Annotated in this window: 14 protein-coding genes; 3 read left to right on the forward strand and 11 right to left on the reverse strand. The window is 64.0% G+C overall.

From position 1 onward, the window contains the following. From BUE15_RS20740 to BUE15_RS20785, 11 genes are all read right to left on the reverse strand, one after another. Positions 1-957: efflux RND transporter permease subunit (locus BUE15_RS20740; RefSeq protein ID WP_139252475.1), on the reverse strand; the 957-nt coding region annotated here is incomplete at its 3' end. Positions 958-1,052: 95 nt separating this feature from the next. Continuing rightward, positions 1,053-1,562 (reverse strand): YybH family protein, encoded by a 510-nt coding sequence (locus BUE15_RS20745; RefSeq protein ID WP_073289112.1) that lies wholly within the window; start codon positions 1,560-1,562, stop codon positions 1,053-1,055. A 33-nt stretch (positions 1,563-1,595) separates the two neighbouring features. Next, positions 1,596-2,741 carry an efflux RND transporter periplasmic adaptor subunit gene (locus BUE15_RS20750; protein WP_073289115.1) on the reverse strand — a complete coding sequence of 382 codons (1,146 nt, stop codon included), beginning with the start codon at positions 2,739-2,741 and terminating at the stop codon, positions 1,596-1,598. 12 nt (positions 2,742-2,753) lie between these two features. After that, on the reverse strand, positions 2,754-3,377 hold the full coding sequence (locus BUE15_RS20755) for a hypothetical protein (protein ID WP_073289118.1): 624 nt from the start codon (positions 3,375-3,377) through the stop codon (positions 2,754-2,756). 1 nt (position 3,378) lies between these two features. Continuing rightward, on the reverse strand, positions 3,379-4,626 hold the full coding sequence (locus BUE15_RS20760; RefSeq protein ID WP_084549230.1) for a TolC family protein: 1,248 nt from the start codon (positions 4,624-4,626) through the stop codon (positions 3,379-3,381). 102 nt (positions 4,627-4,728) lie between these two features. Then, positions 4,729-5,280 (reverse strand): heavy metal-binding domain-containing protein, encoded by a 552-nt coding sequence (locus BUE15_RS20765; RefSeq protein ID WP_073289125.1) that lies wholly within the window; start codon positions 5,278-5,280, stop codon positions 4,729-4,731. Between the two features lie 43 nt (positions 5,281-5,323). Beyond that, positions 5,324-6,049 carry a DUF305 domain-containing protein gene (locus tag BUE15_RS20770; RefSeq protein WP_073289128.1) on the reverse strand — a complete coding sequence of 242 codons (726 nt, stop codon included), beginning with the start codon at positions 6,047-6,049 and terminating at the stop codon, positions 5,324-5,326. Between the two features lie 48 nt (positions 6,050-6,097). Next, a complete protein-coding gene (locus BUE15_RS20775) occupies positions 6,098-7,045 on the reverse strand; it encodes a heavy metal-binding domain-containing protein (RefSeq protein ID WP_073289131.1) in 948 nt (315 codons plus the stop codon). Positions 7,046-7,112: 67 nt separating this feature from the next. Then, positions 7,113-7,244, reverse strand: a complete 132-nt coding sequence (locus BUE15_RS22545; RefSeq protein WP_262987474.1) for a hypothetical protein — start codon at positions 7,242-7,244, stop codon at positions 7,113-7,115. Positions 7,245-7,378: 134 nt separating this feature from the next. Next, positions 7,379-7,867, reverse strand: coding sequence for a hypothetical protein (locus BUE15_RS20780; RefSeq protein WP_073289134.1), 489 nt, complete (start codon positions 7,865-7,867; stop codon positions 7,379-7,381). A 286-nt stretch (positions 7,868-8,153) separates the two neighbouring features. Further along, the gene (locus tag BUE15_RS20785; RefSeq protein WP_073289136.1) at positions 8,154-9,197 is read right to left on the reverse strand and encodes a DUF1259 domain-containing protein; all 1,044 of its coding nucleotides are present in this window, start codon (positions 9,195-9,197) and stop codon (positions 8,154-8,156) included. A gap of 246 nt (positions 9,198-9,443) precedes the next feature. On the opposite strand from BUE15_RS20785, the gene BUE15_RS20790 reads away from it, so the two are divergent. From BUE15_RS20790 to BUE15_RS20800, 3 genes are all read left to right on the forward strand, one after another. After that, on the forward strand, positions 9,444-11,717 hold the full coding sequence (locus BUE15_RS20790; RefSeq protein ID WP_073289139.1) for a heavy metal translocating P-type ATPase: 2,274 nt from the start codon (positions 9,444-9,446) through the stop codon (positions 11,715-11,717). A 3-nt stretch (positions 11,718-11,720) separates the two neighbouring features. Continuing rightward, a complete protein-coding gene (locus tag BUE15_RS20795; protein WP_073289142.1) occupies positions 11,721-12,098 on the forward strand; it encodes a cupredoxin domain-containing protein in 378 nt (125 codons plus the stop codon). 9 nt (positions 12,099-12,107) lie between these two features. Next, the coding region (locus BUE15_RS20800) for an AraC family transcriptional regulator (protein WP_084549231.1) at positions 12,108-12,686 on the forward strand (579 nt) is incomplete at its 3' end.

The following is a 12,686-nucleotide window of genomic DNA, read 5'->3' on the forward strand; positions in this document are numbered from 1 at the left end:
GTTTACCTGCACGTCTTTGGGCAAGGAGGGCTTGAGCTCCACCAAGGCCTTTTCCACGGCTTCGGTGAGACCCACGGTGGCGGCGCCGGGCTGCTTTTCGATGCTCAGAATCACGGCCGGCTTACCGTTCACGCTGCCGTCGCCGCGCTTGAAGCGGGCGCCGAACTCCACCTTCGCCACGTCAGCCACCCGGATGGGCGACTGCTCGCGGTAGCCCACGATGATGTTTTCGATGTCCTGCACCGAGCGCAGGCGGCCCAGGTTGCGGATGAGCACCTCGGAGCCGTTGCGGTCGAAGAAGTTGCCGGTGGTGTTGAGATTGGAGCGGCGCAGGGCCTCTTCCACCTGGTTTACCGTCAGGCCGGTGGCGGTGAGACGGGCCATGTCCAGCAGCACCTGGTACTGCAGGTTGTCGCCCCCGATGGGAATGACCTGCGCCACCCCGGGAATGCTCAGCAGGCGCTGGCGCACCGTGTAGTTGGCCAGCGTGCGCAAGTCGGCCGCATTGGTTTGCTTGCCGCCCGAGAGTCCCACCAGCATAATCTGGCCCATGACCGAAGAAATCGGCCCGAGCACCGGCGTCACCCCTTGCGGCAGCTGCTCTCCGGTCGTCTGCAGCTTTTCACTTACAATCTGGCGGGCGGTGAAGATGTCGGTGCCGTAGTCGAACTCCACGAACACCATACCCAGGCCAATGGCCGAGTTGGAGCGCACGGCCGACACCCCGGTGGCCCCGTTCAGGGCCGTTTCCACGGGCAGCGTCACCAGGGCCTCCACCTCTTCGGGGGCCATGCCGGGCGCTTCCAGGAACACGGTCACGCGGGGGCGGTCCAGGTCGGGCAGCACGTCCACGGGCAGCTGGTTCGCGGTGTAGCTGCCCGCGATGAGCAGGCCCACGGCAAAGGCCAGCATCAGCAGGCGGTTCTGCAGGGCAAAGCGAATTATCTTATCAAGCATGGGGTATTAGCGCGAAGTGGAAGGAGCCTCAGGGGCGACTTCGATGTAGCCCGTATGGCGGGCCGATGGGGCGGACAGGGCACACCCTGCTCGTCTTATTTCTTAACCCGGGGGGTGCGGGCCGAGGTGTGTGTACTCATGATTTGCCACTGGCCGGCGGCGTTTTTGCGCAGCACCGACGTGGCCACTCCGCGGCGGACAATGGGCGCTTTGGCTTCCTTGTCCTGGGGGCCTTTCTTGAGGTTGATGGTGTAGGTGTAGGTCTCCGTCGCAAAAGCATAAGGACCGTCTACCTGCACGGCGGCCTTGTAGTCGCTGAAAGTGAAGGCGTTGAACTCCTTGAGCTCGGGCCCCAGGTGGTGCTCGGCGTAGTGCCGGTAAGTGCCTTCTACTCCGCCCGACTCGAACACCTGGGAGTTGGCCGTGAACAGGCGGTGCGTGCCCGTGGTATCGAGCTTTTGCACGGCCTGCTGGTACTTGCTCAGCACCGCTTTCACGGCCGCCTCATCGGCGGAACCAGCCGCGGTTGTTGTCTGGGCTTGGGCCGTGGCGGTGGCAAAGGGAAGCGTGGCGGTCAGAACCGCGAGAGCAAAAAGGTTTTTCATGGGAGGAAGGAAGATGCCACCGCGAAGCGGGACTTATTGGTTGAGGTAAATGGATTTGAGTTGGTAGGTGCCGGCGGTCACTACCCGGTCGTTTTCGTTGATTTCGCCCTGCACCAGCACGGTTTGCTGGCCGTTCACGGCCCCGGGCTGCACAAAGCGAATCTTAAACCGCTCGGGCTCGGTGTGCACAAACACCACGGGCTTGCCGTTGAGGTCGGTGATGGCCGAGGTGGGGACCACCAGTTGGGGCTTGCCGCCGCCGGTCTGGCCCACCACCTGCACGTTCACGGCCTGGCCGGCGCGGTAGGCGCTGCCTTCCTGGGCGTCGAGCTCCAGCACTAGCTGGCGAGCTTGGTTCACGGGGTTCACCACGTTCGAGAAAACGACCAACCGGGCGGGCACGCCGGCCTGGCCCTGCAGGCCTTCTATGCGGAACACGGCCCCGGGCGTCACCTTGTCCAGGTCCTGGGCAAACACCTGGGCTTCGACGCGCAGCTTGCCCGGGTTGATGACCCGAAACAGCTCGTCGCCCTGGTTGACCTGCTGGCCCACGGCCAGGTTGAACACGTCCACCGTGCCGCTCACGGGCGAGGTGATGGACACGCGGCGCTGGCTGGCCTGGCCGTTGTAGATGCTGGCGTTCTGGCGGGCCTGGCGCAGGCGCAGCTCAGCGGCCACCACGTCCTTGCGGGCGGCGATGTCGGCGATGCTCTGCAGGCGGGCGTAGTCCTGCTGGGCGGCGCGCAGCTCGGCTTGGGCGTTGGCCCGCTCGGTGCTGAGGCCAATCTGCTGGGTGGCGTCCAGGGTTTGCTCGATGACAGCCAGCGTCTGCCCGGCCCGCACGGTCTTGCCTACCTGCGCGGCCAGGCTCACGATGCGTCCGGTCTGGGGCACCACAATGCGCCCTTCGCCCCCGGCCGCAGCCGACACCGTGCCGTAGAGCGTGGCCCGGCTGTAGGTGGTGGAGTACGCGGCCAGGTTGGTGCGTACCTTAAACAGAAACTGGCTTTCCTTGGGCAGCAGCACCTCGTCGGAGAGGGCCACACCGGTGCTGGCTTTGGCCGTGCCGCCGTGGTCTTCGCCGCCGTGCGCCTGCACCAAACCTGGGGGAGGGAGCAGCACCGTCAGTACCAGTCCCGCGGCGGCCGTAGCGGCCAGGATTTTATGCTTGGTTTTCATATCGGGGTAGCATTAAGGGAGGGGGGTGCGGCGGCTGGCGGTCAACGCCTGATCGGAAGTCTGGAGCACGGGCTCGGGACGGCGGCGGCGCATGAGCAGGACCGTAAGTCCAATGCCGAGCACAAAGGCCCCGACCAGGGCCAGGATGGTTTTCCAGGAGGAAAACAGCCCGGACGTTTCCGCGTGCGGGGCTTCGGCCACGGGCAGCTTTTCGCCTACTTTGATGCCTTCGAGCAAGAGCAAGTCGGCCGTCTCGCCGGCCACGATGTTGAGGGCGAAGCTGTAGGCCTTGTTGGCCGGAAACTGGCCTTCCACGAGGTACACGCCCGGCTCCTGCTCGGTCACGGCCCATTTCAGGGTGGCATCTTCCGGGGTGGTGAGCGTGAGCTTCGCGCCCTTGATGGGGGCGTTGGTGGCGTAGTCGGAGAGGAACAGGCGCAAGTCGGCGGGCTTACCCCCTTCCAGGGGCTCGTAGCGCAGCAGCGCCTCGAACTGCTCGGACAGGGCCGCCACGGAAAAGGAGGTAGCCCCGGCGGCGGTGCCGGCCTTGGGCCCGTCGCCGTGGTCCTCGCCCCCGTGGGCGTAGGCCATGCCACTGAGCAGCAGGCCCAGGAGCAAAATCAGCAGTTGTTTCATGTTATTCACCCCGCAGGTAGTTAAGTTCGATGAGGGCCTGGCGGTAGTCCCGGATGGTCGTCAGGTAGGTATTCTGAATGGCAAAGGCCTGGTTCAGGCTCAGAATGAGCTGCAGGTAGCTCACTTCCCCGGCCCGGAACAGGCGCTGGGACTGGCTGATGATGGCCCGCGACTGCGGCAGGCCGGTTTGCTCGTAGTAGCCGAGCGAGGCCGAGAATTTGCGCGTATCGACCAGGGCCTGCTGGTACTGGGAGCTCAGCTCCAGGCGCTGGGCCTGCAGCTGGTAGCTGGCGGCCTGGGAGCGGGCCGTGGCCGCCTGCAGCTGGGAGCGGTAGGTCCAGAACCAGATGGGCACCGACAGGCCGAACTGAAAGCGGTAGCGAATAGGCGAGTTTTCGAAGCCCTGGTTTTGATAGCCCACGGTAAGCGCCGGCGTGCGGCGGGCGCGTACCAGGCTGATGCCCGACTGGCTCAGGGCTACGTTTTGGGTGGCAGCGGCCAGCGTGGGGCTGCGCACGAGCGCCGTGCTGTCTTCGCCGGGCAGGCCCGCGAGAAGTGCGGTGCCGGTTTGGGCCAGCTCCGCGCCGGTGCGGCTCAAATCGGTGCTGGTGGTCAGCGCTTCGGAGGGGCGACCGAGCAATAGGCCCAAGCGGCGCTGGGCGGCCTGCCGGTCGGCGGTGGCTTGCTGCAGCAGCACGGTCACCTGCCGGGCTTCGGCGTCGGTGCTGATGCGCTGCAGCGAGGTGACTTCGCCGGCCGTGAACAGGCGCTCGGTGGCCAGGCGCAGCACCCGGAACAAGCTGTCCTGGTAGGTGAGCTGCCGCACCTGGGCCTCGGCAAACTGCAGGGTCAGGTACGCCAGGCGCGTGTCGCGCAGCACGCTGGCCCGGCTCACGTCGCGGTTGCGCTCGGCCAGGGTAATGCCGGCCTGCGCCACGCGGGACTGCTGGCGGTACACGTTGGGCAGGTCGATGGTTTGCACCACGCCCGGGGCCCACATCTCGCCCGTGGGCGCTGCGAACAGGAAATCCGGGTTGGCGGGGGCAAACGAGCCGCGCTTGAGGGCGCGCTGCTCCTCGATTTCCCGGTCGGACTGCCGCAGCCGGGGATGCCGGCGCAGGGTCTGGGCTTCGGCGCTGTCCAGGCTGACGACGGTTTGCGCCGCCGCCTCCTGCTGGCCAGCTCCCAGCAGCAAGCCGACCAGCATTGCCAGCCAATAGCGCCCGCGTTTCATTGTCAAAGACTTCATACAATCAGGTTAAATCCAGTCAGTGGGCCGCCTGCCGTTGCAGCAGCAAGCGGGCCGGACGGAGAGACGCCGGACGCTCAGCGTCCGGTACAGGGGCTCCGCCTATGACTTTTTCACGAGGGCCATGCCGCACTTGGGGCAGCTGCCGGGCTGGGCGCTGGCCGAGCCTTCGCAGTTCATGGGGCAGATGTAAGCCGCCGACACGGCGTTGCCGGCTTTGGCAGCCTTGTCGAGCTTCTCAAAGCGGGCGCTGAGCGAGCTGCCGTTGGCTTTCAGGCTCACGATGGCCGTGCGCAGGGTGGTGCCGGCGGGCACGGCGGCCACGAAATGGTCGCCGGTGGGCGTCAGCTTCACACTGGTGGTTTTGCCCGCTGTGCTCAGCAGCATGGCCGTGCCGGTAGCGCGGGTCAGCGGCAAGGTTTTTTCATTGGCGTCGAGCAGGTACACGTGCACTTCGCTGGCCTGCTGCACCAACTCGATGTGGTACTTGCCGGCTGTGCGCACGGTGCCGCCGTGGGGCGATTTGTGGGCGTGGGATTCGCCGGCGGCCTTGTGGCCGTGGGCGGCGGTGCCGGGCTTGTGGCTGTGCTGAGCGGCAACGGTGAGCGGGGCGGCCAGCAACAGGGCGGCGGCGAGAATGTGTGAAATCTTCATGGGAGGGGGGGTGGGAATGTTAAAAGTTGGCGTTGCCTTTGGGCTACATTTTGTCGGCGTTCTTCTGGTGCCAGTCTTTGAGCTGCTGGATTTCCTTTTCCTGGGCGTCTATCATCATCTGCGCCATCTGCTTGAGATTGGTGTCCTTGCCGTGGGCCAGTTCGGCTTTGGCCATGTCCACGGCGCTCTGGTGGTGCACCGTCATGAGCATGTTGAAGTTCATGTCGGGGTCAGCCACCGTTTTGGGCATGTTTTGCATCATGCCATCCATCGACCCCTTCATCTTGCTGGTGAAGGGGTCGGCGGGGTCATTGGGCTTGTAGTTGGTTGGCGCGCTGTCGAGGCGGGTGGCTGCGGCTTCCAGTGCGGTGATTTCCTTGAGCTGGTCGGCTTTGATTTTCTCGGCCATCTGGCGCATGGTGGCGTCTTTGCCGTCGCGCAGCTGGATGTCGGCCATCACGACCGCGCCCTTGTGGTGCTCGAGCATGTGGTGGGCAAAGTCGTGGTCGGTGTTGCCCTTGGGCTTGCCGGCGTGCATCTTTTGCATCATCTCGTTCATGGCCACCAACTGGGGCGAGTCCCCACCCGCGGCGCTGCCCGTGGCCCCGGCGGAGTGGTCCATGCCGGCCATGTCACCGGAGGCAGCGCCTTCCGTGGTGGTCGTTTCGGTGGTCGTAGCCGTCGAATCGGCGGCCTTGTCGCTGTTGCAGCCGGCAACCAGCAGGGAGCCCGAGCAGAGGGCGGCGAGGAAAAAAGCGGACTTTTTCATGGGTTTGGTTGGGTCAGTGGAAAAATGAAAGGGGAGACAGCGATGTAATTAGGCCTTCACGTTGATGGTGAAGTCGCCGGTGTGAATCTTGCCCGCGTGGTTGAACTGCAGGAAGACGCGGTACAGGCCGGGCTTTTCGAAGTTGGTGTTGAAGCCGATGTTCGGGCCCTTGTCGGCCTGGTCGTTGGGGTGCACGTGCAGGTACTGCTCGGTGTCCTCGCTGATGACCACCACGTGGCCCAGAGCGCCGAGGTAGTTGGCCAAATCCGTCACGGGCTGACCATCTTTGCTGATGTTAATCTTCATGCCCAGCAGCTGGCCGACCTTCAGGTCTTTGTCGAAGGAGAGGGTGGCCTTATACCCGTCCTTGTCCCACTGCATGTCGTCGTTCTTGAACTTGACTGGGGCATACGCTGCGCCCTTCACCGTGAGCGGCTGCCGGCCCAGCTGGTGGCCCGAGCCGGTGGGCGTGTAGTCCTGAAACAGCACGTAGTCGCCGCCCTTGGGGAAGGTGTACTGCACTTTGTAGTCGCCGGCCGCGGTATACTCGGGGTGCTCGTGGTAGAACTGGCCGAGGTCTTTGCTGACGATGATGAGGTGAATCTTCTTTTCGTGCACCACGTCCAGGGGCACGGGCGCCGAGCCTTTGCCCGTCTCCACGGGCGTGAAGGCCAGCGTGGTGGGCTGGCCAGCGGTGACCTGCGAGGGGGTGGGCACCAGCTTCATGTCGTAGGTTTTGCCGTTGGCCACCTTGTCGCTGTGCTCCAGGTTCATGCCGCACTTGGGGCACTTCTCCCCTTCCTTGGTGCTGGTCACCTCGGGGTGCATGGGGCAGGCGTAGGTGTGGCCGCCGCCGTGCTCGGCGGTGCCTTCGGCCGGGCCGTTGGTGGGCGTGGTGACGGTGTCGGCGGTTTTGCTGGACTCGGTTTCGGACGAGCAGCTAACTGTGGTGAGCAGGCCGGCCAGGGCCAGCAGGGAAAGCGGTATGCGGTACATAAAAGGGGAATGGGGGTTGAACTTGTAAGGGTGCTGGCTTTAGCAAGCCAGGGCTCTCAGCGCGGCCTTAGGCCTGCCACTGCTGCCAGAGCACAAAGCCCAGCACGGCAGCTACCGCCGCGTAGAGCAGATAGGAAAGCAGGCGACGAACCGGGCCTTTGGGAGCGGGTGCGCCGGCTTCTTCGCAACAATTTTTCATTGTTAGGCGAGGGTAAAACCAGGAAGATGAGGGAGGGGTGGCGCAACGGGGCGCCGGGCGGACACGACAACGCAAAGGCCCGCCCCGGACATAGCAGAGCTATGCCAAGGCGAGCCTAGTGCGCGTCAAACCAATCAGACCGTGAGGGACTGAATAAAGATTCGGATGTCGGGTATTTTGGGGGGCAGGTGCTCGCGGAGCACCAGAACGACCGAATGGGTGCGGTCCCACTGTCCGGCAGCGGGCCGGAAAAAGAAGTCGCTGCTGGCCGGCAGCAGGGCCGGCGCGGACGCGAGCAGCTGCTTTTCGCCGGGCGTCGCAAGCGACTTGAGGATAGCGGCCGAGTTGTCCTGGCAGCAGTCGTCCTGTCCCGTAGGCTTGGAACTGTGCTGGGCATGATCGTGCTTGGCCTTCGTTGACTTCTGCTGGGCCGGGGCTTTGTCGTGCCCATGACAGCCGGGGTGCGAAGGCTTCTCTACGGCAATAGCTTTCGCCACCGGCGCGGGTGCGGCCAGCACTGGGTTGATGGTAGCGCAGTAGCACTGGCCCACGAACACGTTGACGAAGACGAGCAGGAAGCTCGTCGCCAGCAAACGGCGGAAGGGGAACAGGCTACGGAACATGAAAGGCGCTAAGCAACCGCAAAAGTAGACTTCTCCACGAAAAGGCGGTACCGCCTATTTACCCCGTTTCCAACGAAAGAGTTTCCCAACGGTCCGCAGCCTGCTTTCACGTAGCGGGCCTAAGTGGCTGGGAATGGTTATTTGCTAGCTTTTGCTGGATGGTACTGCTAAAAGCGCGACAGCCTCGACCGCAAAATTATGCAAGGTCTAAACATGATTATGTAAATCACAATCGGTGATTAATGACCGTTTACATCAAAAACAGGTCGCGCTCAGCTTTTCTACTTCAATGCTTCATGGGCATGCCGACGGGTGCTTTGCCCTTGCCGAGCAGGTTGAGGGCGGCCCGAAAACCGGCGGCTAGCTGCGCGGCGGGGCCGCGGCCGTAGTAGTGCAGAAACATCATGCGGGGCTGGTCGAAGAGCATGTGGTTGTGCACGGCCACGACTTCCAGGTTGTGCGCCCGAAGGGCTTTGATAACCGGGTTTACTTCGCTCTCCAACATGGCAATGTCTCCAGCAATGTGCGCGTCGGCTTGCTTGCCGGCAAACGCGGCCCAGGAGTTCAGGCCGATGGCGGCGGTCATTTCGGTCCCCATCATCAGGGACTGCAGGTCGGCCCGCCCTACGGTGTATTTGTAGGTAGGTCCGTTCACGACTCCTTGGTAGCCTACCAGCTTATCCAGCGCCGGCAGGTCGAACAGTTCCTTACCCGTGGGTGGGCCGGCGCTGGGCGTGGCGTTGTTGCCCGGCTGAACGGGGGCGGTAGCGGCAGCGGGCTTGGGCTGATTGGCTGGCAGCAACTTGGAGTCCCTGAGGGCCGCGGCAAACTTCTGGGCCAACTCGGCCGGGGCGCCCATGCCGTGGATATGCATATAGAAGATGCGCGGCTCCTCGTAGAAAAAGTGGTTGTGCACGGCTCCGATTTCCAGGCCCTGGGCCAGCGCGGCCGACATGAGAGGGTTCACTTCCTCCTGCAGCAGCACCGTGTCGCTCATGAGCATGGCGGACTTGCCGTCCAGCGTGTGCTTGATGGCCACCCAGCCCCCAAAGCCGAAGGCAATGGGCACGGGCTCCCCCTTGATGGTCACCTTCAAGTCGTTGCGCGGCAAGGGCGTGCTGTGCGTGGCCTGGGCGTCTACGTAGGTGCCTTTTTTGCCCATGGCCGTCTCAATGGCCGCGATTTCAGCAGCCGTCAGCGCCGGGGTTTTGCCGGCCGCTGCCGGAGCGGCTGCCTCCCCCGCAACCGGTAGCGTACCCAGTAGCACGGGGGTGGTGGCCAAAGCGGCCGTCTTCAGCCAGTCGCGGCGGGTAAAGCGGGAATCAGTCATAGGGTAAAGTGAATTGGCCGTTCCCGGCGTTTTTACTAGCCGCCTACGTAGGGCAGCCGCAGAAAGTGCGGCCGGCTGGCTTCGGCCTTACCGCTACTGGACGCCAGCAGCACTACAAATTATGCAAGTTTGAAGAGGGATTTCGTACTAACTCCGGCGTGAACTCCCCGTTCCTTTGTATGGATAGTTCAAGGCTTTACGGAAGTGCCTAACCACTCCCGGCCGGCTAGTAACCCAGTGAATTTTATGGAACCTACCACCAAGACCGAAACCCTCGACATTGAAGGCATGACCTGCGCCTCGTGCGCGTCCTTCGTCGAGAAGTCCCTGACCCGCACGCCTGGCGTGCAGCGGGCCATGGTCAACTTCGCCACCGAAAAAGCGACTATCGACTACCTGCCTGCGCAGGCCAGCCCCGCCACCTTAAAAGAGGCAGTGGTTAATGCGGGCTATGGCGTCACCGAGCGGGCTCCCGATACGTCAGCCGCGGACCGGCAAGCGGAAATCGACCAGCAGAAGGCCCTGGCCTACGTTAAGCTCAAGCGCCGCTTCTGGGTGGCGACGGTGCTGGCCATCATCATCATGCCGCTGAGCATGCTCATGCTCTGGCCCGCGATGATGGCCCGCGTCAACATGCAATGGCTGAACTACGGCCTGCTGGTGCTGACTCTGCCCGTGCTGCTCTATAGTGGGCGCGAGTTCTTCACCTCGGCCTGGAACGGGTTCAAGCACCGGGCCGCCAACATGGACACGCTGATTGCCGTGGGCACGGGGGCTGCCTTTCTCTACAGCCTCGCGGCCACCGTGGTGCCGGGCTGGTTTATGCGCCGGGGCATCATGCCTGAGGTGTACTACGACACGACGGCCACCATCATTGCCCTAATTCTGCTGGGCAAGGTGCTGGAGCTGCGCGCCAAGACGCAGACCTCGGCGGCCATCAAGGCCCTGATGGGCCTGCAGGCCAAAACGGCCCGCGTGGTGCGGCCCGACGGCCAGGAAGTGGACGTGCCCATTGAACAGGTGCAGCTAAACGACCTCGTCGTGGTGCGCCCCGGTGAAAAGGTGGCCACCGACGGCGTTATCGAAGAAGGTACTTCGGCCGTGGACGAGGCCATGCTCACGGGCGAAAGCCTGCCGGTGGAGAAGAAGACCGGCGACCCGGTGTTTGGGGCTACCCTGAATAAAACCGGCTCCTTCCGCTTCCGGGTAACCAAGGTAGGGGCCGACACCATGCTCTCGCAGATTGTGAAGCTGGTGGAAGACGCCCAGGGCAGCCGCGCGCCCATTCAGCGGCTGGCCGACAAGGTCAGCGCCATCTTCGTGCCCACGGTGGTGGTCATTGCCATTCTGACGTTTGTGCTGTGGTTCGACCTGGCGCCCGTGGAAGCCCGCTTGCCGCTGGCCCTGGTCAACTTCGTGGCCGTACTCATCATTGCCTGCCCCTGCGCGTTGGGCCTGGCCACACCCACGGCCATCATGGTCAGCACCGGCAAGGGCGCCGAGCACGGCGTGCTGATTCGCAACGCCGAGGCCTTGGAAAAAGCCCACCAGGTCAACACCGTGCTGCTCGATAAAACCGGCACCATCACCCGCGGCGAACCGGCCGTGACGGACTTTGTGCCCGCCGAGGGACAGGACGCGGCCCAGCTGCTGCAGGTAGTGGCCGCCGTGGAGCGGCAAAGCGAGCACCCGCTGGCCGAAGCCGTGGTGCGCTACGCCGATGCCCAGCACGCCCCGGCCATTCCGGCCACGGGTTTCCAGGCCATTGAGGGCAAAGGAGCGCAGGCATCCGTCAACGGGCAGGCCGTGCTCATCGGCAACTTCCGCCTGCTCGACGAGGCTGGTATTTCGCTCTCGCCCACCGTGCGCCGGCAAGCCGACGAGCTGCTGGGCCAGGCCAAAACGGTGCTCTACGTCGCCGTTAACAAGCAAGCTGTGGGCCTGATCGGCGTGGCCGACACCGTGCGCGACACGTCGGCCGCCGCCATCAAGCGGCTGCAGGGCATGGGCATCGAGGTGGTGATGATGACCGGCGACAACCCCCAGACCGCCGCCCAGGTGGCCGGTCAAGTAGGCATCAAGCGCTACTTCGCTGAGGTGCTGCCCAGTGGCAAGGCCGGTAAAGTCAAGGAGCTGCAGGCCGAGGGCCGGGTGGTGGCCATGGTAGGCGACGGCATCAACGACGCGCCCGCGCTGGCCCAGGCCGACATCGGTTTGGCCATGGGTGGCGGCACCGATGTGGCCATGGAAGCGGCCGGCATCACGCTCATGCGGTCCGATTTGCAGGGCGTGGTCACGGCCATTGAGCTCTCGCGCCAGACAATTCGCACCATCAAGCAGAACCTGTTTTTTGCCTTCATCTACAACACCCTGGGCATTCCCGTGGCAGCGGGGTTGCTCTACCCCTTCTTCGGTATTTTGCTCTCACCCATGCTCGCGGCCGGCGCCATGGCCCTGAGCTCGGTGTCGGTGCTCACCAATTCGCTGCGTCTGCGCAGCTTCTCCCCCGCTAAAAACTAAGCTATGGATACCGCCGAAATCATCGTGACCCTGACGGGACTGGCCCTGTCGGCCTTTGTCATCTGGTACTTCTTTTTCTCTGCCCGCCAGACCGCCAGCGCCGTTTCCACCTCCAGCGGGGTGCAGGAAGTGGACATCACCGTCAAGGGTGGCTACTCCCCGGACGTCATCGAAGTCGAGCGCGGCAAGCCCGTGCAACTGAGCTTTTACCGCGACGAGGAAAACAGTTGCTCGGAAGAGCTGCTGATGCCCGACTTCAGCATCCGCCGCGACTTGCCGGCCTTTAAGACGACGCTGGTAGAGTTGCTGCCCCAGCAGGCCGGTACCTTTACGTTTACCTGCGGCATGGGCATGCTGCGCGGTAGCCTGGTCGTAAAATAGATGCCGATTATGAACTCCCAACTCCGCTCCGGCTTCTCGCTGCCCGCCCCCGGCACCCACCGGCTGCTGATTAAAAACATGGTGTGCCCGCAGTGCATCCGGGTGGTGACGGAAGACCTGACGGCCCTGGGCCTGCAGGTGCACCGCGTGGTGCTGGGCGAGGCCGACGTGACGACTGCCGACGGCCAGGCGCCGGACTTGGAGCCCGTGCGCACCAGCCTACAGGCCGCGGGCTTTGCCCTGCTCGAAGACCCGCGGGCCCAGCTCGTGGAGCAGATTAAGACCCTGCTGGTGACGCTGATTCATTACCCTGAGCCGGGCCCGCGTCTGCTCACCTACTCGGATTACCTGGTCCAGCACCTGGGGCGCGACTACCACTACCTGTCGCACCTGTTTTCTTCGGAGGAAGGCCTGACCATTGAGAAGTTCATCATCCGCCAGAAGGTGGAGCGGGCCAAGGAGCTCATCGGCTACGGCGAGCTGACCATTGCCCAGGTGGCCGGACAGCTCGGCTACAGCTCCCCGGCCCACCTCTCGCGGCAGTTTGGGCAGGTCACGGGCCTGACGCCCTCGGAGTTTCAGCGGCTC

It is taken from the genome of Hymenobacter psychrotolerans DSM 18569, from assembly GCF_900142395.1.
GTDB classification, from domain to species: Bacteria; Bacteroidota; Bacteroidia; order Cytophagales; family Hymenobacteraceae; genus Hymenobacter; species Hymenobacter psychrotolerans.

Coding starts and splice junctions, on each gene's coding strand:
- BUE15_RS20745 (WP_073289112.1), bottom strand. CDS start 1,562: ATGAAAAACCTTTTTGCTCTCGCGGTTCTGACCGCCACGCTTCCCTTT.
- BUE15_RS20750 (WP_073289115.1), bottom strand. CDS start 2,741: ATGAAAACCAAGCATAAAATCCTGGCCGCTACGGCCGCCGCGGGACTG.
- BUE15_RS20755 (WP_073289118.1), bottom strand. CDS start 3,377: ATGAAACAACTGCTGATTTTGCTCCTGGGCCTGCTGCTCAGTGGCATG.
- BUE15_RS20760 (WP_084549230.1), bottom strand. CDS start 4,626: ATGAAGTCTTTGACAATGAAACGCGGGCGCTATTGGCTGGCAATGCTG.
- BUE15_RS20765 (WP_073289125.1), bottom strand. CDS start 5,280: ATGAAGATTTCACACATTCTCGCCGCCGCCCTGTTGCTGGCCGCCCCG.
- BUE15_RS20770 (WP_073289128.1), bottom strand. CDS start 6,049: ATGAAAAAGTCCGCTTTTTTCCTCGCCGCCCTCTGCTCGGGCTCCCTG.
- BUE15_RS20775 (WP_073289131.1), bottom strand. CDS start 7,045: ATGTACCGCATACCGCTTTCCCTGCTGGCCCTGGCCGGCCTGCTCACC.
- BUE15_RS22545 (WP_262987474.1), bottom strand. CDS start 7,244: ATGAAAAATTGTTGCGAAGAAGCCGGCGCACCCGCTCCCAAAGGCCCG.
- BUE15_RS20780 (WP_073289134.1), bottom strand. CDS start 7,867: ATGTTCCGTAGCCTGTTCCCCTTCCGCCGTTTGCTGGCGACGAGCTTC.
- BUE15_RS20785 (WP_073289136.1), bottom strand. CDS start 9,197: ATGACTGATTCCCGCTTTACCCGCCGCGACTGGCTGAAGACGGCCGCT.
- BUE15_RS20790 (WP_073289139.1), top strand. CDS start 9,444: ATGGAACCTACCACCAAGACCGAAACCCTCGACATTGAAGGCATGACC.
- BUE15_RS20795 (WP_073289142.1), top strand. CDS start 11,721: ATGGATACCGCCGAAATCATCGTGACCCTGACGGGACTGGCCCTGTCG.